This window comes from Legionella lytica (assembly GCF_023921225.1).
Classification (GTDB): domain Bacteria; phylum Pseudomonadota; class Gammaproteobacteria; order Legionellales; family Legionellaceae; genus Legionella; species Legionella lytica.
Map to the genome: position 1 here is coordinate 2,001,488 of NZ_CP071527.1, position 22,162 is coordinate 2,023,649.

Sequence of the window (22,162 nt, forward strand, 5' to 3'; positions counted from 1 at the left end):
ATACGTGGGGCGCTAGCTTTAAGGAGTTCCTGACACTCACAGCCTCCCAGTTGCAAGCAACCAGGCCATTTCCAGTACCAGAAATATCGGGCCATGGACCCGTCTACATCGCTGTAGGTTGGCGCTGAGTGAAACGAAACCCAACAACGGAATTTTAATTCCACATCCATGTTGGGCTTCGTTTCACTCAGCGTAAGTAACAATTACTTTCTTTTATCTGATTTTGACTTGTCAGAATGCTTTTTCATTTTATCCTGATTATGAGAAGCATGTTGTTGATCATGGCGGCGTGCATCTTGTGATTCATTCTTAAATTTATTGTCTTTGGACATTTCCTTTTCTCCATAAGATTAAAATAAAATTAAAATTGCCTACTACAGAAATAAATTTAGATTGAGTTGTTGAAAAAAGCAAATTGAAATGTGCGCTTGTTAGGATTAAGAATAAAAGACCAAATTACTGTGGCATGGCCTCAGTAACTCGGTCAATACGGTATATTAAATTTCAATCACAATCTTGCCTATAGCTTTACCAGATTCCATTAACTTATGCGCCTCACCTACATTCTCTAGAGAAAATTGATGTAAGTCGATAAGTGGTTTTAAAGCGCCGTTATCAACCAAGGTGGCAATCGCCTTTAAAATAGTACCGTGACGTTCACGCTGCACATTATTTAATAAAGGCAGTAACATAAACACCGCATGAAAACTAGCGGAGCGCGAATGTAAGGGGGTTAAATCATGAGGCATTTTTGCTTGAATGCTAATCACATGGCCATACATGGCTACCGCAGCAATTGATTTATCTATATTATCGCCACCAACGGTGTCTAAAACCACATCAAAACCCTTACCTGACGTCAAGCGAGCCACATAATCCTCGACAGATTCTTTAGTATAATCAATTGCTTCTTTAGCACCTAAAGCTTTGGCGATTTCTGATTTTGTAGGAGATGAAACAGTTGCATAAACTTCCGCCCCTGCCCATTTTGCCAACTGGATTGCAATATGACCTACGCCCCCTGTAGCTGCATGAATTAATACCTTTTGTCCAAAAGTAACGTGGACTTTTTCAAATAAAGCTTCCCAAGCAGTAATGGATACTAAAGGCAATGCTGCTGCTTGCAACATATCTAAGGATTTAGGCTTTTTAGCGATTAAACGTGCATCAGCAAGCATAAATTCGGCTAACGCACCAGATTCTGGTTTAAAGCCTCCTGCACAGCCATAAACCTCATCCCCGACAGCAAATTCAGTAACACCTTCACCAACCTCTTCAACCACTCCCGCCATGTCACCATGTAAAATGGCAGGAAATGCAGGGGCAATATGTCCATATGCTCCTGAGCGCACCTTACAATCAACAGGATTCACACTAGTTGCTTTAACGCGAACTAGTACATAACCTGTCTTAACTTTAGGAATAGCAACTTCCTCTGTTTTAAAAACGGAATAATCACCAAAAGATGATATAGTTTGTGCTTTCATAGCGCTCCTAAAAAATAGTAACTTAAGCTGTTAATTCTTCGTGAATTTTTAAATGTGCATGAGGTTGTCGTTTTTTAAAGTGTTTACGGCAAGTAGATGAATATAAGTTATTCCCACCAATTAACACTTGATCGCCCTCAGTAATCGCTTCGCCCTGCTCATTGAGTCGTAAAATCATAGTAGCTTTACGCCCACAATGGCAAATTGTTTTAATTTCACTAAGTTCATCAGCCCATGCAAGTAAATATTGACTGCCTTCAAATAACTCACCACGAAAATCAGTACGCAAACCATAGGCCAAAACTGGAATACCTAATTTATCGGTAATTTCTGTTAATTGATAAACTTGATCTCGAGTTAAAAATTGCGCTTCATCAATCAAAATACACGCATATTTTTGCTCTAAGCTGATTACTTTTTTATATAAATCATCCTGGGTATTAAAGACAAGCGCTTCTTCAGATAAACCAATACGCGAATGAACAGTGCCTGATTGATAACGATCATCAATTGCTGGGGTAAATAATAAAGTTTGCATTCCACGTTCGTTATAATTATAACTTGATTGTAAGAGCACAGTGCTTTTCCCAGCGTTCATTGCTGCGAAATAAAAGTAGAGTTTTGCCATCTTTGTTTTTGTTTTTTTAACCAGGGAATTATTATATCATTACCTCTCATGCGCACGACATGATTTTAAAGGAATTCAATTTATGAAAATCATTATTGGTGGTGGAACAGGATTAGTTGGACGCTCTTTAATTGCCGAATTATTGTTAGCCCAGCATGATTTATGGGTTGTTGGCCGCAATAAGGATAAAATTAAAAAAATATTTAATAATCAGGTTCATGCAATCACTTGGGATGAATTACCGCACTTAAACCCTGATGAATTTGATGTGTTAGTTAATCTCGCAGGTGAAAATATTGCCGACCATCGTTGGTCCTCTAAAATCAAAAATAAATTATTATCCAGCCGCATTGAACCAACCAAACAATTTGTTCTATGGGCTAAAAATGCTGCAAAAAAACCTCATTTATATAATGCCAGCGCTATCGGTATTTATGGTTTACAAAAAGAGTTAGCCAATTCTCATGAGGCCTATACCGAAGAAGCCAATTTTAACTCTTCAGAAAGCAGTTTTTCCCATCATTTGGTCAACCAATGGGAGCAAACAGCCCTTCAAGGAATACAGTATGGCATACCCGTAACCATCATGCGTTTTGGTGTCGTGCTCAAGCAAGGTGAAGGAATGTTAAAAAAACTTGAATTGCCTGCTCGATTTGGAATGGGGGCAGTAATCGGCGCCGGAAAACAACCTCTAGCCTGGATTGATCATAGCGATTTAGTTAATGCTATTTTATTTCTTATCGACCGTCCTGAAATTACTGGACCAGTAAACTTGGTAGCACCAGAACTTGTATCTCAAAAAACTTTTAATAAGACCCTTACTGAAGTATTAAACAAACCAACATTCCTCCATATACCTGCGTGGCTGATTCAAATGCTTTTAGGTCAAATGGGAGCCGAGTTACTTTTATCGGGACAATCCGTAACCCCTGCTCGCCTAACAAAGTACCAATTTGATTTTAAATATCCTACTTTACTGCATGCTTTAACAAAAGAATTTAAAAAACCACAAAGAGAAAATTAATCACACTTAGTCACCACCACGAGATCAGATTGAATGATTTTAAACCTTTGGATACTATAGCCCATCCTATTGTTTTTTATTCAATGTGAAGAATCGACTATGACCAAACGTAATCGCGACTATAATGGCTATGATGATGAATCGGATACACTACGTTCAGGAGAATCTTATTCCAAAGCAAACAGATCAGGATATAGTTATGAGCACCATTCCAGACGCCATCAAGTGGTAGCTGAAGTGGGACTTATAGAAGACAACCCTTTTTATCGATTGCAAAGACATCTATATATTCTGACTGAACAGAAAAAAAAATTTAATTCCATTAATTCGCCTGATGCTCAATTCCGCAAAGAAGTAAAAGAACTTTTTAATTCGTTTGAGTATGCAGTCCTATCTTTTGAAGACTGGATAAAGAAAAGAGAACATATTGATGGCGGCAAACATATTATCAATAAAACTATTTCTTTTATTTTTCTTAATTTAGGCCAACTTTTAGAATTTACAGATGTATCGCTATCCGCCAATAAGTTAGCATTAATTATTCGTGAATTAGAACAGCCAACATTGCAGACACCTACGTTAATATCACGAGCATTTTATGGGCTTGGAACCATAGCTGACGCCAATAGGCTCAATGGAAAAATCCCAACAGCACTAATTGAAAATCTTTTAAATCAACTGTTACAATTCCCAAGACTTACTGACCAAGAACTCTCTTCTTGCATTACAGGCCTGGGATCATTAGCCTCTGGTTTAGATACACCAATTAAAACAGAATTAATACACCAACTATTAATGCGAGTTAACTCGAATACCTCAGAAAACCGTGAGTCGATAATTCGTATCACTACATTATTAAGCCGTATGTCTCGGGAAGATAAGTTAACAACACCTATTGATAGTGCCTTAATACAGTCTCTTATTGAGAAATTCTATAATGTTCCTGATTTGACCGAAACAAACCATCATAAGATGCTCACAGGCTTGGAATGGTTTATTTATTCAAAAAAATTTCATGGTGACTTTGATGCCCATATTATCCCCAAACTATTAGAGTATGGATTGTCCAGAGACAGAAGCCTATACCTAAACTTAGGTTTTTCTATCCTCCAACAATTGACTCAAGGTAATCATTTACGAGGGGCCATTGATTTTTCTTTAATAATCAATAAATTTAATAAACGAACACCCGATATAGGATACATCTCCGAACTAATTTATATCACCGGCATATTAGCGCAAAAAGGCCACTTAAAAGCACTCTCCCCCCAAGTTGTACAGGAACTTATTGATACACTTTCTAAAGTAACGTGTCATGATGAGAGGCATGTAGGCGATATTTTCACCGGTCTTGGCTTGTTGATACAAACTCAACATGTGAATATAAATCAAATAAACCAATTAAATGGCTGCTTGGCCCCACTCCTGAACGAACTACCTCTACAGAAAAGAAGCCCTGTTAATGCTGAAAAAATTCTATTTGGACTTGTAGAGCTTAGAACAAAAATGCGCTGCAATGATGAACAATTACATCAGATAATACATTCTGCTTTAGCATCAAAAAATCCCATGGCTCCCCGTGAGCTTATCAGGTATATTGATTGGTTTACAAAACTCAGCCAGGTATACCCTATTGCTCCACTTAACCACAGTTTTGAAAATCTTTTGTCTTCAATTCACTTCCAAGTTAACACGTTAAATACCGAGGAACGCGAGCGCTTTGACAGAATGTTATTAGCCCTTCCTAACCGCACTTGGGCTAAATCATTAAGCATAAAATTGGGCATGCCCACTGTTCAAACAAGACCTGCCCCCCTACACCGAGATGAAGATGTACCAATGCAAGAATCCAATACATCTCAACAAAAAACATCACAAGTAAGGAGCAGTCCACCAACAAGAACAATACTCCCCGTTCGAGGTGCTCCTGTTAGAATGCCCATCCAAAGAACGGAAACAACAACAGAGCAAAGACAGTCATCAGTACTCTCTGCACCAATACAGCATACTCAAAGAACAAGAACAGAATCAAGAAGTCTTCAATTAAGACCCTCACAGAGTAATAGCTCCGATCGTCCCGAAAGTTGGAACACTGCGTATAGGAGCAACGCCTTATTTAAGGCCATTGCAGATAGAAACATGCACCAACTTTCGGTATTATTAGGCGTTAATTTTCCTATTAGAACGCATGTCAATTCTGGGCAATCAACCTCTTCGAGTACAGGTAATAATCATCGGGGAAATCACTCTCAAGTCGAACGCGACGACCACCACGTTGCTAATGCGGCAGTTACTCAACTGTTGGAAAAAACACAACCCAATGCATTACGCATCTTAATAACCCAAGCTAATGCGGCTTATTTTGAATTGTTATTGCGGGCATGTTCTAACCATACGCGATATCAATTAGCGCAAAAAAACGCGTTACGCCCCATTATGCTTTATTTACCAATTCAAGAGCTTGAGCGTTATATACCTAATTTACTTGGTTTAGAATTCTATAGAGACAGCACTGCCCTAGTAAAACTTGTAAATGCTCTAAAGACTCGAGCAACGGAACATCCCGAAGAATTAGAGCGAATAAAGCAATTACAAATCCAACTGCTCGACCGAGCAATTGAATTTCATACTCGTCTCCATCATCCTAATGTCCTCAGTATTCTTAGGACAGAAAAAGCCCTGACTTTAAGAATGACAGCGAATACGAACCAATCATCTCTGACCCAAATACCTCAACGCATGTTTGCACCACAGCCTCAGCGTGTAGTACAGCCTCAGCGTCTAGTTATTAATAGACGATATCATTATGAAACCGAGGATATGAATCGTATTCTGCTCTTACGTCTTAGAAATCTAAATCTGAGCGAAGAAAATACCCCTAGCTTAAGCGTATTAAGTGCTGCGAATATGAGTGATGGAACTCAAGGAAATCGAGTATTGGATATTTTAAACCAATATTTTGCTGGTAATGAGGGGCAATTAGTAATAAATAGCCAAATAGAGCATAATCTTATTATTCCTATTGTACATAATAATCATTGGGTAGGTATTCGTATCCACTTGAAGCCTGGTGAGTCTCCACAAATTACCTATTACAATACAGTAAGCAATTATGAATATGATGATGAACTGCAAGTGAGTATACTTTTGGAGGTAAACAGAGCCTTACTTAACCATACTTCATGGACCCAGCCCTCGATAAGACACCATGATAAGACCTTAATCCAAGATGACGCCTCCAGTTGCGGTCCGTTGTTAATTGAAAGCATTTATTGCCATTTAACAAATAGATCTTGGAGACAAACCAACCCTCCTGAGTTACTTGCTGAAAAAATTCGCAGACAGCAGTTAAAACTTCTCGAAGAAAAGGACCCACAATTTTATCATAGGTTCTATACGCATCAAGCAGAACAATCTGAGCAAAATAACACAATGAAAATGTCTTAATCATTGCTTGGATGGAGACTCTCAATTGAAACTCCCGCGGGTTAACCGCGGGAATTCAAAAAAAGATTCATTAGAATTAGTTCCGAGGCTAAGTCACAGCATTAACTAGGAAAATTTCTTCCCTTATTAAGTAAGCCATGCCCCTTGTCATGCATAGGGCTTACTTTTGACGCACTATGTCCATGCTCTTTATTTTCTGCCTGATGATGCTTTGCTTTTTCATCAGCAGCACGTGGCTCTTGCTTCATAACTTGTGGAGTATGGGATATATTTGATTTGCTGTGCTGAACTACAGGCTTAGCAGCTTTTTTCGCGCTATTTTTCTCACCTGCTTTAGTAACCGTTTTGGTACTTGGTTTTGCAGCAGACTTAGTATGAGCAGCCGTTTTCTTAGCTACGGGCTTTTTTGCTGTTTTGCTTGTTGCTGAACTTGCTTTTTTTGCTGTCGAACTTGCTTGCTTTAGTGTCGAACTTGCTTGCTTTATTACGTCTCTCGCAGCTTCGTCGGTACGATGAGATACTTTTATCCAATGATTTTCTAAAATACTAAAAGTATCACGCATGTAATCAATAGCCATATGGCTATTACGAATAAACATATTCATGTTTCGTTCTAAAAGCTCTTCTGGTTTTTTTATGCTAAAAAGATCACCAGGTTTCATATAAGAAAAGCCTTGCATCGTTTTGATATTCAGTTCCATTAATTTTTGTAATGGAAACTCCATATTACCAAATATTTTTTGATCAAAGTGAACGTTTTTCATTATTTCTCCCTATGCGGCAGTGCACAACTCAAGATTAGTAATCCTCAATCAATTTGTCAAATTTAATAAACCATGAATATTATTTTGAATATTTTCTGTAATTCGATCTGTTTGCGGTTGAGAAAATAACCCCCATCGTTTCGTAAAAAGGTAATTAACTCCTACCGCAATCCCATACCCGACAACTAAAAGCCCGATAACTGCTGCAATCTCACTAATTAACCATTGAAGATCACGATTATCTCGAAAGTAAGGCCGGTGCTTAGCTATTTCCTCGAAACAACGCTGACTATATAGAGGAAGAAGCCCAGGATCAGGGTTATCCATAAATTCATTAGTGTATTTAGCAAGTTTTTTATGTAATCTTTTAACCTGATTTGCAATTTCAATAAAACCACGCCCCACTAGGTCCCCTTCCTTTTGTTCCAGATCGCGCAACAATTTATTAATTAATATAAGTCGATGCTCATAATGATGCAGTTTGGCTTTTGAAAAAGTTTGGATCGTTGCCAACTGATACATTGGACGGGCAACTTTTGCAAACAATTCAATCGCCTTCTCCAATGAAAAACGAGTATCTGGATCCTCCTGCATGAGTCCATTTAGACAGGTTCTAACGATCGCCTCATCGCTTTTAAACAAATGAGCCCCTGGACAAGTAAATAAATAATTATTCTTCGTCATTTGCTTCGTCTCAGGCCAAGACCAAGCTTGTTTATTATTTAGATAATAATTTGTATAAGAATCACCCCATACATAGCTCAATATTCTCCCTACGGCATAAGCATCCGATTTTTCTGAATACTGTACAGGGACAAGAAAGGATTCAGGTGAACGATACGCCGGTGTTCCCACAATACGCGCATCCTGATTGTCCATTAACATGGCTCGCCCATAATCAATAATTGCAATTTTAGGCGGGCTTTTTTTCATATCAATAAGCATATTTAAAGGTTTCAAATCACGATGCACAATTCGTTTATCAGTGACTTGAGCCTTGACCGCATGCAAAATAGCAAACGTAATGTCTAATCGCTCTTTTACCGTGAGCTTGCCATGACGTCCCTTATCCCATAAAAGTTTTTCCAGGGTACAACCCTCTGCCTTATCCATAAGCAAATAACTTGTTTTACTATCCGCTTTAAAAACAAAAACCGGTGGCTTCACTTGAAGATAAGAGGCGCGTTTTAAAAATTGGTACTCTGCTTCAACTAATGTTTTCCGCTCATGATGCATATGATCTTCAATTTTAATAACTTCCGTAGCATTACGGCTTATAACAGGCTGATGGGTTTTAAATTGTATTGTGCCCAATACAGGATATACCGCCCCATAGAATCCTCTCCCCAGAGGCTCTTGTGTTGTATCAAAAATGACAAATTGCCCTTCCGTATCTCCCAATCTTAGCAATGAATGAGTAAAACAAAATTGATACTTAACATTTTGATGCGTATGCTCGTAACAATGCTTCTTAGTCCATAAAGTTCCTGTTTGTGCGTTATTAAAAAATTCCGCCAAGACCTCCAAACACTGAAAATCAAATAAAGCGGGCTCCATTTTCAAAGGATTTACCGTAATTATCTTAGAATAAGTCATAAAAAATCATATGGAATAAATTTAAATAATATGGGTGATTGTACAGCGATCATAATTTGATGCGAATCATGAAAAACTGCAAGAATAATTTGGTGTTAATCATTAAAAATCGATGGCTTTTTTCTGAAAGTTTCAGGTAGGATGAGTAGGCAATTTAAAAATCTTACGGAGGAGTACAATCATGAGCAAAGTAAATGCTATGGGTATGGACGAGATCAAAAAGGAACGAGAAGAGCATGAAGCAAATTTACAACGATTTATGTCCCAACCATTTAACCCATCCAATAAAGAGCAATTAGACGCATTGAAAAAGCGCATTGATGACTTTGAATTTACGCTGAATCAGATGTATCTATTTCAAGGCATGAATACGGGGCTTCAGGCCTGGGGTATATTTACAACGGTCAGAATGCTATTGCCCCTACCAGAATTTGCTAACTACTTCTTATCTGCTTTTCTTTATTTAGGTGCCGCAGGATTTATTCTACAAAAATTTAGCACCACTGATTTCTATAACGAATTGCAAGAAATGAAAGAAATTTACAACTGGGCTCTCAAAGATGGCAAGGACCTTTATGATGGCAAAACCAATAATGCAGAGAAATTAAATACCACAGAAATTCAACGATTAATTACTTTATTAGCTCCCCTATGCTCTCTTCCGTTTATGCTGGCTTGGCCTAAAGTTACTGCAGAAGAAGAAGTCAAAACAGGTTTTAGTGCTGTATTTGCCGTAGGGCAAAGCCTCTATGGTAGATTTTTTTCTTCTGCGCCTGAAGTTTCAGATAAACTAAAACCGCTGCAAATTCAGGTAGAAACCGAAGCATTATCCATTAATGCTTTAGCCGGATTTGAACAATCTCTACGTTATTTTGCTACTAGCCCCTACTGTCGGGACTTACTGAAAGCAAAAATTCAACAGCCTGTTGAGTACGTCAAAGGGATAATTCCTGAAGTGATTACCTCGAGTTTTTCACATCAAAAAATGGCTTAAAGAGAATAGAGTAGACTGGGCTGAAAAGCCCAGAATACACAAAATGTACTACTCTTAACGCTGAGGCTCGTCTCAACTTAGCCTATTTAACGAGAAGAAATACCAACTTATAGCTAAAAAGATCGTAGAGTTCCCGCATGAAAATCGACATTGTCGTCGCTTTCGCTCTCATTATCGAGACTAGATTCCTGAACTCTCATTTGCTGAAGACGTTCATAAGTAGCCCCCACATCATTTGCGGCACCCACTCGAAGTCTAGCACTCCCCCCAACGGAAGCCCCCATAACTTGGTTAATCAACTCCTTTGGCCAAACAGGAGCGCCTGTGCATTGGCAAAGTTTTGCAGCAAATAACAATCCATTCTCACTCCACTGCGTAATAGTATCTAGATCCATTAATAACTGAGAAAAAGTCTCATGAAGCTTAGCTTGTAACGTAAATCGCATAATAGCTAACCTCAAACAGATGAGCTCAATTACTATACTTATAGATTATTAATAATCCATTAAGGACTTATTTTTTCCGTAAACCGAGTTCTAAGATAAAAGCCTCTGGGTAATGTTTTTACCTTATTTCCTTCGCTATCAAATCCATAACAGAGGGATTTACCACTAGCTCCTTTGGGTCTTACTTGCAGATACTCTCCAACACTAGCATCCACTGTTTCAAGATAGCCCGTGCTGATTTGTTGGGTTAAATAATTCCAATCAGCAGCCAAGATACGCTCATCCTCAACACTCGGTGACCATATAAATCCCTGACCAATTCGCCGTTGGGAGTATGGAATATCGGTATCACCTTCAACAGGAACCCAGAGTACACGTCGTAATTTGGCATAGCATTGCGATGTACTCCACTCTTGCTGATGGATGGTCAGTAAAGGAATTGATGTGATAAAGGTAGATTCTGTAGGTTTTCCAGATGCAGCCATAGGCAAAGTTTTAAGTTCAACACCTAACTCTTGAAAGTCAGGCAAAGACTGATTAAATGCATTCGCGCCTAAAGCGAGTTCAATGACTTGCCCTATCCAACCTTTGCGCTGGTCTGGGTTTTCGGGAATAGTTAGGCCCAAGCTCAGGCTCAATTGAGCAAAACTCAGGCCAACCAGATTGGCGCAACGTTGAATTAGCTCCGCCTCAGTTGTGGGAGGGCTAATCCTTGGCAACAAGTTGTCCATATCCCTCTTTAATTTCTATGGCAAGTGGTTCAACTGGCGGTCTAACATTTGCAGCTTTAAATTGAGCCGTAATCGCAAAAAGTACATTCGAGCGCACTTCAAAGCGTGAGTGTAATTGCACATTCACATAATAGCGGGCCTCGAACTCAATGAGCGCTTCATCAATTTTCTTAAGAAACACTTGTGCAGGAGGGTCTGGCACAATTTCAGGAATAATTGCCAGAACATCAAGAATTAATTGCTGAATCATTACGGGGTCATCGGCACGGCTTACCTTGATGGGAACAACCGAGCGCACAATACCATCCTGATGGGTCCAGTTAGTAAATGGCTTGTTAAATGTTTCTGCATTAGGAATTAATATTTCCGTATTGTCCCAGGATGACACACGCATGCAGCGAATACCAATATGTTTGACCTCGCCTTCATAGTCACCAATAGTAATTAAATCCCCTTCACGAACTGGTCGTTCAATCAACAGCATTAATCCACCAACAATGTTGCTAGCAAAGTCGCGCAAGCCAAAACCCATACCGACTGCAAGCCCCCCAATAATCATGGACATACCACTAAAATCAAACCCCCAAACATGTAAAGTAACAAAACCACCAATGAGTACCACCGAATATTGGCTAAATACAGAAAGACTATTGCGGATACCTACGTCTTTAGTATTTTTAAATAACCAACGATAGCAAAACTCACGCGTCCATTTTGCCGCCCAAAAGAAAATGGCTAACAAAATTAAAAAGGCAAGTGTGCTAGCAACGGTAATATGAATCCCAGGTACATTGACAATAGTAGATTGTATTAGTCGTTCTAAACTAATAATAACCCATGAATCAGAATTCCAACCAAATAAGTTACACAACATACTGAAGCTGAAAAAAAGCATGCCGATACGCAAAATACTATCAATCGGCTTTAAAAAAACCTCGATCCATAACCAACCATTACGTAACGAGGAAATCATCCATTCTGAAAAGAGCTCAAGCGCATCAAAAAGCAAGCCACGAGCGATAATATAGGTGACTAACACAGTAAGAACGTTAGCCTGATATTGGCTCATTGTCCAAGCCAGGTTAATAAAGCCTGACAAACCAATTACCGCAGTAGAAAATACGGTAACAGGCACTAAAATAATTAACAAAGAAATCGCATTAAGCACGTACCGTTTCTTATTTGTCAATAATGGATGGATTAGATAGCGCACCACCTCCCTACTTTTCCAGCCTACTACAGATACCGCTAAGAGAAACAACATAAACAAGCGGTTAAAAATATCCTGAATCAATATGGATAGGGGTAATAAATGGCCAATAGTCATCAGTGCCGTTGTCCAGCCACCAAACAGTAAAAGCCACTTCAAGCGATAATAGAGTTTAACATCTTTACCTGAAGAGTCAGACAGTGTCTCTAATAAAACCAAACGCGGAATTAAAATCGCTATGCGGAATGTAAACCATACGGCAATAAGCTTCAGTACAAGCTGGTAATTAGAAAAAGAAATATGCGTCACGTAGAATATCATCATGAGCATCGCCGTGAGGCAAAGATAAGGTATATTTCTTTCTACAAGTACTAAAAATCCATCGAGGAGATAGCCTGCCAAACGTGAACGCTCTTTATCGCTACGCCACTTTTTTAAGAAGCGATTCAACATATAGAATAAGCCTGCGATCAAAGTCAGGCTAACCCAAAACATTGTTAAAGCTAAGGGGGTTAACCACAAATAACTGTCATAAACCTTCAGGCTTAACGTTTTGATGTATTTATAAAATAAGTTGGGAATCGCAGCGATTTTTTTAACAATAATAGGCCAGCTGTTGATGTTGTATTCAGCGAGTGTTTGCCGGGAGGAAATTAATTGTTTTAATTGCGCTTGATAATCTGCTAATTTTTTTAAGGTTTCTTGTTTTTGGAATGCAATTTCATTAAGGCGCAGCGCTAAAGTATCCATTAATGTTTTGACTGTTTTTTTAAGATCAGGCGTTTTAATTCCATTCGCCTCTGAATTCAAGAAAACGTTAATTTGCTGCAGCGACTTCGCTATTTTACTGTATTGGCTTAACGCATCTTTATAAATATCAGTGACTAATTGTAAGTTTTTGCTATCTGGGCTTTTAAGATAAATCATATCTGCCCTAACCACCATTTTTTGTGCACTCAACGCATTCAGCTCATATTGAATGGCAGCAATATTTTGGTTATTTACTAACAACCTTGTTTCATAGTCGGCATCGTTAGCACGGAGAACAATAGCTTTTTTCCCAGTAGTCTTTGCCAGATCGCTTTGATAAAGCTTACTTAAATCCTGATTTAATTTATCCTTTATGGCTTTAATTTGCAGCAGTTTTTGTTCTAAAACAAAGTTTGCGTGCCAAAACTCTAAATGCTTACCTTCTTCCGTAAGTACCTCATGAAATTCTTTTGCAAGGGCTAAGTTATCATTGATTAGCTGCGTTGCTTGCTTATTAATCGCCAGCAATACTTCAACCTTAGCCACCCGTTCTTCAATGGAAATCCCTTCTTTGACTATGGGTAATTGTTGTAAATGTTTTAAACGTTGATTGAGGGTATTTTGTTCTATATTTTGTTGGTCGAGAAACCCATTCAAGCTGTCAATTTTGGCCGCGGTCATTTTTAGTATCGACGATACCTGTCCCAATTTAACTTGATATTCTTTTTCATCTTTAGGTTGCAGATGTTGCTTACTCTCTTTAATGGCTACTATGAGGCGATTTTTTTCCTGACTTAAATATTCGCTAAAATTCGCAGGTCTCTGTACTGACACCGCAACCTGCCTGGATTTTTTTTGTGCAGACTCAGATTTCGCTAAAGAATAGCCAGAATAGCATAGCGAAAAGAAAAATATAAAAAAGGCATAACACCAGCAAACAACGCTGGCGTTATGACGAAACAGATTATTTTGTCGATTTAGTTGGAGCAAGTCTAATTCCTAATTCATTAAGCTGTGCACTATTAGCCGGTGATGGTGCACTGGTTAAAAGACAGGAAGCCGTTTGAGTTTTAGGAAATGCGATTACGTCTCTAATTGAGGTAGAGTCAGTAAGCAGCATCGCTAAACGGTCGATACCTAAGGCAATACCACCATGTGGAGGCGCCCCGTATTGTAAAGCATCGAGTAAAAAGCCAAACTTCTCTTGAGCTTCTTGTTCATTAATTCCAAGTAAATTAAATACAGCCTTCTGTAAATCGGACTGATGAATACGTATGGATCCACCACCAATTTCATAGCCGTTTATTACTATATCATAAGCTTTAGCTAAAGTGTGAGTAGGATTTGCACATAATGATTCCGGAGACAACTCTTTTGGTGAAGTAAACGGATGGTGCATGGCTTGTAACCTATTGTTTTCATGATCCATTTCAAACATGGGCCAATCAACAATCCATAAAAGCTCCCATTTATCACTAAGTAGCTTTCTATCATGTCCCAATTTAATACGTAAAGCACCCATCGCTTCATTTACGACATGAATCTTGTCTGAACCAAAGAATACGACATCCCCAGTTTCAGCTTCAACTCGATTAAGAATCCCGTCAACTACCTCTTCAGAGAGGAACTTAAGAATTGGCGATTGCAAGCCTTCCATCCCTTTGCTGCGATCGTTGACTTTGATGTAAGCCAAGCCCTTCGCACCGTAAATGCCTACAAAATTACCGTAATCATCCAGCTCTTTTCTACTTAACTCATTTCCTTTAGGAAGCTTTAATGCCACAACTCGAGATTCTGCATCATTGGCTGCGCTAGTAAATACTTTAAAGTCACATTCTTTAACCAGATCAGCAACATCCACCAATTCGAGTGGATTACGCATATCGGGCTTATCACTACCAAAACGACGCATTGCTTCGGCATATGCCATTCTCGGTAGCTTTTCAGGCAAATCAACATTAAGGATTTCTTTAAATACAAGCTTTAGCAACCCTTCAATTAAATTTTGAATGTCCATTTCATCAATGAAGGACATCTCGATATCAAGCTGGGTAAATTCAGGTTGTCGATCTGCGCGCAAATCTTCATCACGGAAACAACGAACGATTTGGTAGTACTTATCAAAACCAGCCACCATCAATAATTGCTTAAACAGCTGGGGTGATTGTGGTAATGCATAAAACTCACCTGGGTGCACTCGGGATGGAACTAAATAGTCGCGTGCGCCTTCAGGAGTTGCTTTGGTCAACATAGGCGTTTCAATATCTAGAAAGCCTTGTTGATTCAAGTAATTGCGCATACAGGTGTTTAATTGATGTCTTAATTGCAGCTTCGCTTGCATTGATGGACGACGCAAATCAATGTAGCGATATTTGTAGCGTAAGTCTTCATTTACTGTTTGAAAATCATCCGGTAAGAATGGTGGGGTTGGCGATTGGTTTAAAATTTCCAGTTTAGTGCCTAGAACTTCAACGCGTCCTGTAGCCATAGCCTCATTGATCATGCCTGCAGGTCGATTGCGTACTACCCCGGTAATGGCTACAACAAACTCAGAACGGAGTTTTTCTGCTATGGCAAAAATGTCTTGATTTTCTGGCTCGTATACCACCTGTACTAAACCTGTGCGATCGCGGATATCTAGGAATATTACACCTCCATGATCACGTCGGTGATGTACCCACCCACACACAGTAACTTCTTTACCTAAACTAGATTCATCCACTCCCAAACAGTAGTGTGTACGCATAAAAACCGCCTATTTAATTTTATTAAGATTTGGAACCATTACCAAAAACTCTGAAAATACTACCTAGTCCGTACTTGTCGATTTAGTATCAGCTTTTGCAGGAGTAGTTTCTTTACTTGTAGATGTAGTTGAGGAAGTACTGCTTTTATTTTTGAAATCAGTAGCATACCACCCAGTTCCTTTTAACTGGAAACCCGCTGCAGAAATCAGTTTAATTACCGTATCCTTTCCACACTCTGGACATTGCTTAACAGGTTCATCACTGATTTTTTGCATTAAATCAAAATGATGATGACAATTTGTACATTGGTATTCATAAATTGGCATCTAAAACAACTCCATTAACTTCAGTTTAATAAATTCAACCTTTAATTATAGCCAAATCATATAAGATGACAATATATGAAGCAAAAAACAATATTGCCCAATTATTGACCTGCACATATGATGTGCAAGCTAAAACATATCTTCGCGTTTAAAACGATATGTACCTTTTGGATAAGTCTACTATTTGTAATTACAAAACAAGGATAAATTACGCATGAATTATTATGAACGATTAGGTGTTAAAAAAATGCTACTGATAAGGAAATAAAAAAAGCATATTACAAATTAGCGTTAACGCTCCATCGTGATCGCAATGAAGGAGTCGATACGACCGCTGGATACCGCGGTCAAGCCGCGGTAATTTGAGCTTTCGTCACTACAACTCTATAATTTAAAAAACATTTTCCGCCGATACAAAAACGCCGCGAAAAGAAAATTTAAGAAAAGAAAAACTAACGAATAAAAGAGCCCAGCATTTTCTTGGCTAAAGCTGCCAAATAAATACTCAGAAATTGCTACGCGCAAATTATCCGAAGTTCCATCGGGCATAGTGACATTGAATACGGCTTGCAACTTAAGTAACAGTACATGGAAAATAAAAATAAGTAGCGCATTCATTCCAAAAATTTTAAAGGGTAAAGCCCATTTACTGTAGCCCAGAATATCGATCACGTAATAACACAAAGCAAAGACCCAAAGAGATACGCCTCCCACCCATAAAACAAAAGAGCTAGACCATAAATTTTTATTAATGGGGAAGCTATAGCTCCAAAACCAGCCCAATACCAGGAAAACTAATCCGGCCAACACCATTAAAGTACATTTCTTTTGTTTACTAAATGAGGTAAGTAACAGGTTTCCCGTCAAGAGTCCGGCCAAAGTAGTCGCTATTGCAGGAATTGTGCTCAATAAACCTTCTGGATCAAAGTTTTTATAAAAATGTGGTGGTGCTAAAAGTTGTTGATCAATATAAAGCACCCAATTATTTGTCATACTTAATGGCTCCCCTATTCCTCCGGGAACTGGAACAAAAGCCATCAGGTACCAATAACTGAGAAGGATAGCCACAAAGAGAACACTCTGAGTTCTAACTGAAGTATTTAAATAAAGAAGCGAGCACACAAAATAACAAATCGCAATCCGTTGTAGGATTCCATAAATACGAATGGTTGCAAAATCAAAGTGTAAAGGAAAAGCATTTAAAAAGAGCCCAAATAAGAAGAGCAATGCGCTGCGTTTAAAAATATTTTTATACACATCCAAAGATACTTGGGCATTTGCTACTACCTGTCTTTTTAAACTAATAACCGTTGTTACCCCGACAATAAATAAAAAGGATGGAAAAACCAAATCGGCAAAAGTACATCCGTTCCAAACAGCATGATCGAGCAAAGGATAAGCCTCGTGAGTTCCCTGGCTATTCACTAATACCATTAACGCCATAGTTAAACCACGAAACACGTCTAAAGATAATATACGTTTGGAATTTCCGTTCATAGGGGTCGTTTCACCATTAAGTAGGTAATAGCTCATATTGGACAGAAACTGAATGACTACGGTCATTCGAACGTATTTTGTAAAATAGGAAACTTAAGATAAGTGACTTACTTTTTAAGCTCTGAGCAATTACTAAAATAAAATCATCATAGCATATGCTAAATGCTCTTCAAACCACGAACAGGCACATCCAAATGATAGACATAATGCTTGATAATTTGCTCTGCTTGCTCACTAGTTAAAGGCTTACTAATTGCCCCTTCCATAAAATAGTGCTGACAATCGTATTTGACTACATCGGCCTCATACCCCGTTAAAGCAATAATGGGCACATGAAATTTTGTATCTTTTTCTTTTTGTCTTAATTGCTTTGCCACGATATAGCCTGATGAGTCTTCTAAACCAATATCCATCAAAACCAAGTCATATTTTCCAGGTTGAAACAACTTCACCGCGTTATCAGCTGTTTCAGCAATATCCACATGGCAATTTAGGGAGGTAAGTAATGCTTTTTCAACATTTTGGGCAATTACATTATCCTCAACCATCAGTACAGTAGGTAGGTGCCCTTCTTTTACAGCGGCTTTTACTTCTTCTGCATCTTCAATGAGAGATGTCGATGCAGCAAGTTCTTTACTCATACTCACATCAGTTAAGACAACGACCAAACCAATGACCTCTTTTTGTAAATCAAAAATAGGCACTCGTGACGTATGAAAATAAAACACTTTACCATTTTGGTTCTGAATAGGTTCTTCTTCGATGTGATGCTGTGATTCGCCGGAAAAGAGTACTTTCATATCTTCTAATTTTAAAGCCTCAATCCGTGCTTCATCCCAATGGCCAAACTCAACCATTTTTTGATAGGGAGTGCCTTTAAAATCCTTTAACTTTTTCAAACCTAATAAATCGCGAAAATTACTATTACACCCCTTCAAATTGCATTCCATATCAACCCAATAAACAATATTAGGCATTGCGTTGATAATCTCCATGTAATAATGATTGATGGCTTCAATATCATCTTGCTTATATACATTCTTGCCGTGGGGGACATGCAATAGCTCCGCTTATTGTGATTTGCATGTAAAGTATAGTACAGATTAACTAGTTTGATTGATTTAGAGAAAAACCCCATCAATAAATTTAGTTTGCTCATTTACTGGAATATGCTCAGAAGCATTTTGATGAGCAGGGAAGAATGACTCACTATTCAATGATAATCTTATCTGTGGCTGTCGAGGATCAAGTAACTCAGCAATATCATGATGCCCCATAATGAGGGCAATCTCGTAGGGAGATACTTGAATAGGCGTATCCCCATAAAAACAATAAAACAAAAAACTTGTTATCGATTTAAATAGATTATAGAACCACGTGGAACCGCCTTCAGGCATTTCGCTAAATGAACTGATTAGCCATCTAAAGAGTTTATAAAGCTTTACATCCTTATTTTCTGATGTTTCATTAAGAACTTTCTGCATAACAAAGTCATTCATTCTGCTAATAACTCGATCATCTTTTTTCCAGGACGAAAAATAACTTAACTCATCTGCAGATTTAGTTAAATACAGATTCAAATTGGCTTTTTGTTTTAGTAACAATTCCACTATCGAACGATGGCCTTCTTGGGCAGCAATAAAAAGAGGAGTTGTCCCCTCTGTTGATGGACGATCAATATCAACATTATGTCTAATTAGTTCCGCCACTACCTCTTCATGCCCTAATGTAGCTGCAATATATAGAGGTGTGCCACCTAATAGTAACTGGTTCAAATCAACACCATACTGAGCTAATTGCGCAACAATTGCTGCATGTCCATAGAAAGCAGCAACATACAGTGGTGTCTCTCCACCAAACGCGGGTTGATTTAGATCCACACCATGTTTAGCCAGCTCCACGAGAACGTCTACATTCCCGCATTCAGCGGCAATATATACGAGTGCAGCACTATCATCAGTTAACTCACTTAAGTCGAAGTAAAATCGCATTAACTGCCCGAATTTTTGAGACTCATTATCAAGCACCAAAAGTTGGGCCAATATTGATGAACATGATTTACCTACTACCTTCTCTTCAGTTAATAAATACCTTTGCTCCAATTGATTAAAGGTATCTGTCAGCGTTGCTAATTTGGGGTTATTTCGGGTGGTTATTACTCGAGTCGTAAATGCGAGTTGATTCTCTTCTATTGGCAAAAAAAAAGCTTGGGCAAGTAATTGAGGCAGTTCGTCAGTACGTACCAATTTGGGAGGATATTGATTGCTGTCCATAAAGGACCATCCTCTGTTCTTTGAGTACGTCAAAGCAATACTATGAGTTAAACTAGATAATAAAAAACCAATAGTTTCATCAGCAGGAATGTCTAAAACATCGATTAAATTAGTTAAATCATCAAAATAGCTTTTTATTTCTTCCCGATAATAAAGATTTGATGTTGAGTATACGTTGCTCAGCCCGCCACGCTCATGTATCTTGCGTGAAGAGGCTAAAGATGAAAATAAATCAACATTCCCTTGAGCCACACTTTGGCCACTAAATTTTGCATACCTCGCAGGAGTTTGAAAAAAGGCAAGGCTGTCAAAAAATCCCATCACCTCAAAACAGGTTAAATCTTCTTCAGTTAAATTCTTTCCTTTTTTAGCTTTCACACGAGCAAAATCTTTTTTAATAGCAACACCTCGAGCAAGAATTGCTTCCAAACGCGCTAAAAATAAATGCTCTTCGTTAAGCAGGCAGGCTTCAATCCAACGAATTGCCAAACCATGGCACAGCCCAGGTGTTTTTGCATAACCTAGTTGATTAAACAAGTCTACAAGATCAGGATGCATTAAGAAACCTAACGAAAATCAATTTGACCATTATAACCTCACAAAGGGGTGAAAATAAACAAAACCACCAATTTTTCAAGCATATGCTGTATAAATCGTTAAGGGTATTAGCGCTGTTACTTATGTGAAGGAAGGAAAAGAGGCAGTAAACTACCTCTTGAAGAATAAGAATTAGTGACTCTCACCAGCGCACCCTTTGCACCCTTTGCAACCAGCATCGCCTTTACAGCCTGTGCACCCTTTGCAATCATGTTTACCTGCACAACCTTTACACGTTTTGCAGCTAGCTGCTGTTGTAGCTTCATCAGCATAAGCAACAGATAGTACAGGTACTGCTAGCACAGTTAACAAGGCAGCTACAGCCATTGTTGTTTTTTTCATAGTATAACTTCCTTGAGGATTAATAAGTTTTAACACATTTCAGATATTAGCAAAAAATTTGTGTGTTTTCTTCTCTTTTGTATAAAAATTAGATTCTGGTGGCTTCAATTAATAACACAATAACACGCCCGAACATCTATTTGACATAGCCTGATTATTTGCAACTGCATCTTATGCATATCTCTGCTGGCACCTCACAGTCGGCTATGGATTATATTTATAAGTTGTAGCAAAATTTCTTAACTTAATGGTAGTGTCTCTGGGGTTAACGAAAAATCACGAAACATCAACGTGTAGAGCCTGCTATGTCATAAGATATATGTATAAAATTAAGTCAATTGCAACCAAGTGTCTTTATAGCAAGAAAAATAAACCCCTTGCGCTTAAGATACCTCTCTTTTCGATGCACGTAACAAAAATTTATCCAACATTTTTGTACTTAATATACGTTTTAAAAAAACCATAAAGTGCGCAGGAAACGTAACAGGATATTTTGCACGTGGTCGTTTAGACTCAATTGCATGAATCAACTTAGTAATCACTGCCTCCGGCGTTTTAGTAAAAAATGAATTAGATCCCGTTTGTTTATGTGCCTCAATAAGTTTGCTGTATTGTGCCTTAAAATAACTTGTTTCTGGAAGAGGGGTTGTATTGGTACTCTCAACACAATTGTCACGAAAACGACTCTCTATAGGTCCAGGCTCTATCGCAATTACCTTGATCCCCGAAGACTTAAGCTCCAATCTCAAAGTATCACTTATACCCTCAACTGCATACTTGGATGCATTATATGCACCACGAAAAGGCATACTTATAATGCCAAGGATGGAACTAATATTAATTATCCGCCCTTGTCCCTGTTGACGCATTACGGGTATTGCTAATGCACTAAGTTCCATCAAGCCAAAAACATTCGTTTCAAATTGCTGGCGTAATGTCTCACGAGGTATATCCTCTAAGGCACCTACCTGCCCATAACCTGCATTATTGATTAAGACATCTAATCGACCACCTGTTTTAGTGAGCACTTCAGCAAAGGCAGTTTTAATTGAATCTGAGTCATTTACATCTAAAAGAATCGTATCTAAACCTAAAGCAATAAGCCGTTGTTGATCTTGTTTTTTTCTACATGAAGCGATTACTTGATATCCTCTTTTTTGTAACGCTTGCGCCGCATCTAATCCAATACCACTTGAGCAACCCGTTATTAATATTGTCTTTTTATTCATTATTAAAATCACCTGTGAAAAAATTAATCATTTCATTTTATGGTCTATAATTTCATTGAATAACCAAAAAGGAC

At 38.3% G+C, this 22,162-nt stretch carries 19 protein-coding genes; 4 read left to right on the top strand and 15 right to left on the bottom strand.

What is annotated here, in order from left to right; genetic code table 11:
- Nucleotides 1-203: 203 nt before the first annotated feature.
- The 3 genes from J2N86_RS16110 to J2N86_RS08855 form a co-directional block, all read right to left on the bottom strand.
- Nucleotides 204-332, bottom strand: a complete 129-nt coding sequence (locus tag J2N86_RS16110; RefSeq protein ID WP_289781826.1) for a hypothetical protein — start codon at nt 330-332, stop codon at nt 204-206.
- Between the two features lie 165 nt (nt 333-497).
- Nucleotides 498-1,487: a zinc-dependent alcohol dehydrogenase family protein gene (locus tag J2N86_RS08850; RefSeq protein ID WP_252579033.1), complete on the bottom strand. Its 990-nt coding sequence runs from the start codon at nt 1,485-1,487 to the stop codon at nt 498-500.
- Between the two features lie 22 nt (nt 1,488-1,509).
- Nucleotides 1,510-2,115 (bottom strand): thymidine kinase, encoded by a 606-nt coding sequence (locus J2N86_RS08855; RefSeq protein ID WP_252579034.1) that lies wholly within the window; start codon nt 2,113-2,115, stop codon nt 1,510-1,512.
- Between the two features lie 82 nt (nt 2,116-2,197).
- Here J2N86_RS08855 and J2N86_RS08860 point away from each other — a divergent pair, with 82 nt between their 5' ends.
- Together J2N86_RS08860 and J2N86_RS08865 are read left to right on the top strand one after the other, a co-directional pair.
- Nucleotides 2,198-3,139 (top strand): TIGR01777 family oxidoreductase, encoded by a 942-nt coding sequence (locus J2N86_RS08860; protein ID WP_252579035.1) that lies wholly within the window; start codon nt 2,198-2,200, stop codon nt 3,137-3,139.
- Between the two features lie 99 nt (nt 3,140-3,238).
- Nucleotides 3,239-6,586 (top strand): Ulp1 family isopeptidase, encoded by a 3,348-nt coding sequence (locus J2N86_RS08865; RefSeq protein ID WP_252579036.1) that lies wholly within the window; start codon nt 3,239-3,241, stop codon nt 6,584-6,586.
- Between the two features lie 101 nt (nt 6,587-6,687).
- Here the strand turns inward: J2N86_RS08865 and J2N86_RS08870 are convergent, their stop codons facing one another.
- Nucleotides 6,688-7,350 (bottom strand): hypothetical protein, encoded by a 663-nt coding sequence (locus J2N86_RS08870; RefSeq protein WP_252579037.1) that lies wholly within the window; start codon nt 7,348-7,350, stop codon nt 6,688-6,690.
- A 48-nt stretch (nt 7,351-7,398) separates the two neighbouring features.
- Nucleotides 7,399-8,946 (bottom strand): Dot/Icm T4SS effector kinase LegK1, encoded by a 1,548-nt coding sequence (legK1, locus tag J2N86_RS08875; RefSeq protein ID WP_252579038.1) that lies wholly within the window; start codon nt 8,944-8,946, stop codon nt 7,399-7,401.
- Between the two features lie 181 nt (nt 8,947-9,127).
- Between legK1 and J2N86_RS08880 the strand changes: the two genes are divergently transcribed.
- On the top strand, nt 9,128-9,940 hold the full coding sequence (locus tag J2N86_RS08880) for a hypothetical protein (RefSeq protein ID WP_252579039.1): 813 nt from the start codon (nt 9,128-9,130) through the stop codon (nt 9,938-9,940).
- 113 nt (nt 9,941-10,053) lie between these two features.
- Here J2N86_RS08880 and J2N86_RS08885 read toward each other — a convergent pair whose 3' ends face one another.
- From J2N86_RS08885 to J2N86_RS08905, 5 genes are all read right to left on the bottom strand, one after another.
- Nucleotides 10,054-10,386: a hypothetical protein gene (locus J2N86_RS08885; RefSeq protein WP_252579040.1), complete on the bottom strand. Its 333-nt coding sequence runs from the start codon at nt 10,384-10,386 to the stop codon at nt 10,054-10,056.
- 59 nt (nt 10,387-10,445) lie between these two features.
- Nucleotides 10,446-11,117 (bottom strand): DNA mismatch repair endonuclease MutH, encoded by a 672-nt coding sequence (gene mutH / locus J2N86_RS08890; protein WP_252579041.1) that lies wholly within the window; start codon nt 11,115-11,117, stop codon nt 10,446-10,448.
- Nucleotides 11,092-14,067 (bottom strand): mechanosensitive ion channel domain-containing protein, encoded by a 2,976-nt coding sequence (locus J2N86_RS08895; RefSeq protein WP_407658955.1) that lies wholly within the window; start codon nt 14,065-14,067, stop codon nt 11,092-11,094. Before J2N86_RS08895 ends, mutH begins: the two co-directional genes overlap by 26 nt.
- On the bottom strand, nt 14,042-15,823 hold the full coding sequence (aspS, locus tag J2N86_RS08900; protein WP_252579043.1) for an aspartate--tRNA ligase: 1,782 nt from the start codon (nt 15,821-15,823) through the stop codon (nt 14,042-14,044). Before aspS ends, J2N86_RS08895 begins: the two co-directional genes overlap by 26 nt.
- A 63-nt stretch (nt 15,824-15,886) precedes the next feature.
- The gene (locus tag J2N86_RS08905) at nt 15,887-16,150 is read right to left on the bottom strand and encodes an FmdB family zinc ribbon protein (RefSeq protein ID WP_252579044.1); all 264 of its coding nucleotides are present in this window, start codon (nt 16,148-16,150) and stop codon (nt 15,887-15,889) included.
- A gap of 264 nt (nt 16,151-16,414) precedes the next feature.
- Here J2N86_RS08905 and J2N86_RS16230 point away from each other — a divergent pair, with 264 nt between their 5' ends.
- Nucleotides 16,415-16,516 carry a J domain-containing protein gene (locus J2N86_RS16230; RefSeq protein ID WP_407658990.1) on the top strand — a complete coding sequence of 34 codons (102 nt, stop codon included), beginning with the start codon at nt 16,415-16,417 and terminating at the stop codon, nt 16,514-16,516.
- A gap of 18 nt (nt 16,517-16,534) precedes the next feature.
- Here J2N86_RS16230 and J2N86_RS08910 read toward each other — a convergent pair whose 3' ends face one another.
- The 5 genes from J2N86_RS08910 to J2N86_RS08930 all read right to left on the bottom strand — a co-directional run bounded on the left by J2N86_RS08910 (nt 16,535) and on the right by J2N86_RS08930 (nt 22,088).
- Nucleotides 16,535-17,647 carry an acyltransferase family protein gene (locus tag J2N86_RS08910; RefSeq protein ID WP_252579045.1) on the bottom strand — a complete coding sequence of 371 codons (1,113 nt, stop codon included), beginning with the start codon at nt 17,645-17,647 and terminating at the stop codon, nt 16,535-16,537.
- A gap of 158 nt (nt 17,648-17,805) precedes the next feature.
- The gene (locus J2N86_RS08915; RefSeq protein WP_252582432.1) at nt 17,806-18,642 is read right to left on the bottom strand and encodes a response regulator; all 837 of its coding nucleotides are present in this window, start codon (nt 18,640-18,642) and stop codon (nt 17,806-17,808) included.
- A gap of 126 nt (nt 18,643-18,768) precedes the next feature.
- On the bottom strand, nt 18,769-20,478 hold the full coding sequence (locus J2N86_RS08920; protein ID WP_252579046.1) for an ankyrin repeat domain-containing protein: 1,710 nt from the start codon (nt 20,476-20,478) through the stop codon (nt 18,769-18,771).
- A 171-nt stretch (nt 20,479-20,649) separates the two neighbouring features.
- Nucleotides 20,650-20,859, bottom strand: a complete 210-nt coding sequence (locus J2N86_RS08925) for a hypothetical protein (protein WP_252579047.1) — start codon at nt 20,857-20,859, stop codon at nt 20,650-20,652.
- A gap of 383 nt (nt 20,860-21,242) precedes the next feature.
- A complete protein-coding gene (locus tag J2N86_RS08930; RefSeq protein WP_252579048.1) occupies nt 21,243-22,088 on the bottom strand; it encodes an SDR family NAD(P)-dependent oxidoreductase in 846 nt (281 codons plus the stop codon).
- Between the last annotated feature and the right edge of the window lie 74 nt (nt 22,089-22,162).

Coding starts and splice junctions, on each gene's coding strand:
- J2N86_RS16110 (WP_289781826.1), bottom strand. CDS start 332: ATGTCCAAAGACAATAAATTTAAGAATGAATCACAAGATGCACGCCGC.
- J2N86_RS08850 (WP_252579033.1), bottom strand. CDS start 1,487: ATGAAAGCACAAACTATATCATCTTTTGGTGATTATTCCGTTTTTAAA.
- J2N86_RS08855 (WP_252579034.1), bottom strand. CDS start 2,115: ATGGCAAAACTCTACTTTTATTTCGCAGCAATGAACGCTGGGAAAAGC.
- J2N86_RS08860 (WP_252579035.1), top strand. CDS start 2,198: ATGAAAATCATTATTGGTGGTGGAACAGGATTAGTTGGACGCTCTTTA.
- J2N86_RS08865 (WP_252579036.1), top strand. CDS start 3,239: ATGACCAAACGTAATCGCGACTATAATGGCTATGATGATGAATCGGAT.
- J2N86_RS08870 (WP_252579037.1), bottom strand. CDS start 7,350: ATGAAAAACGTTCACTTTGATCAAAAAATATTTGGTAATATGGAGTTT.
- legK1 (WP_252579038.1), bottom strand. CDS start 8,946: ATGACTTATTCTAAGATAATTACGGTAAATCCTTTGAAAATGGAGCCC.
- J2N86_RS08880 (WP_252579039.1), top strand. CDS start 9,128: ATGAGCAAAGTAAATGCTATGGGTATGGACGAGATCAAAAAGGAACGA.
- J2N86_RS08885 (WP_252579040.1), bottom strand. CDS start 10,386: ATGCGATTTACGTTACAAGCTAAGCTTCATGAGACTTTTTCTCAGTTA.
- mutH (WP_252579041.1), bottom strand. CDS start 11,117: ATGGACAACTTGTTGCCAAGGATTAGCCCTCCCACAACTGAGGCGGAG.
- aspS (WP_252579043.1), bottom strand. CDS start 15,823: ATGCGTACACACTACTGTTTGGGAGTGGATGAATCTAGTTTAGGTAAA.
- J2N86_RS08905 (WP_252579044.1), bottom strand. CDS start 16,150: ATGCCAATTTATGAATACCAATGTACAAATTGTCATCATCATTTTGAT.
- J2N86_RS08910 (WP_252579045.1), bottom strand. CDS start 17,647: ATGAACGGAAATTCCAAACGTATATTATCTTTAGACGTGTTTCGTGGT.
- J2N86_RS08915 (WP_252582432.1), bottom strand. CDS start 18,642: ATGGAGATTATCAACGCAATGCCTAATATTGTTTATTGGGTTGATATG.
- J2N86_RS08920 (WP_252579046.1), bottom strand. CDS start 20,478: ATGCATCCTGATCTTGTAGACTTGTTTAATCAACTAGGTTATGCAAAA.
- J2N86_RS08925 (WP_252579047.1), bottom strand. CDS start 20,859: ATGAAAAAAACAACAATGGCTGTAGCTGCCTTGTTAACTGTGCTAGCA.
- J2N86_RS08930 (WP_252579048.1), bottom strand. CDS start 22,088: ATGAATAAAAAGACAATATTAATAACGGGTTGCTCAAGTGGTATTGGA.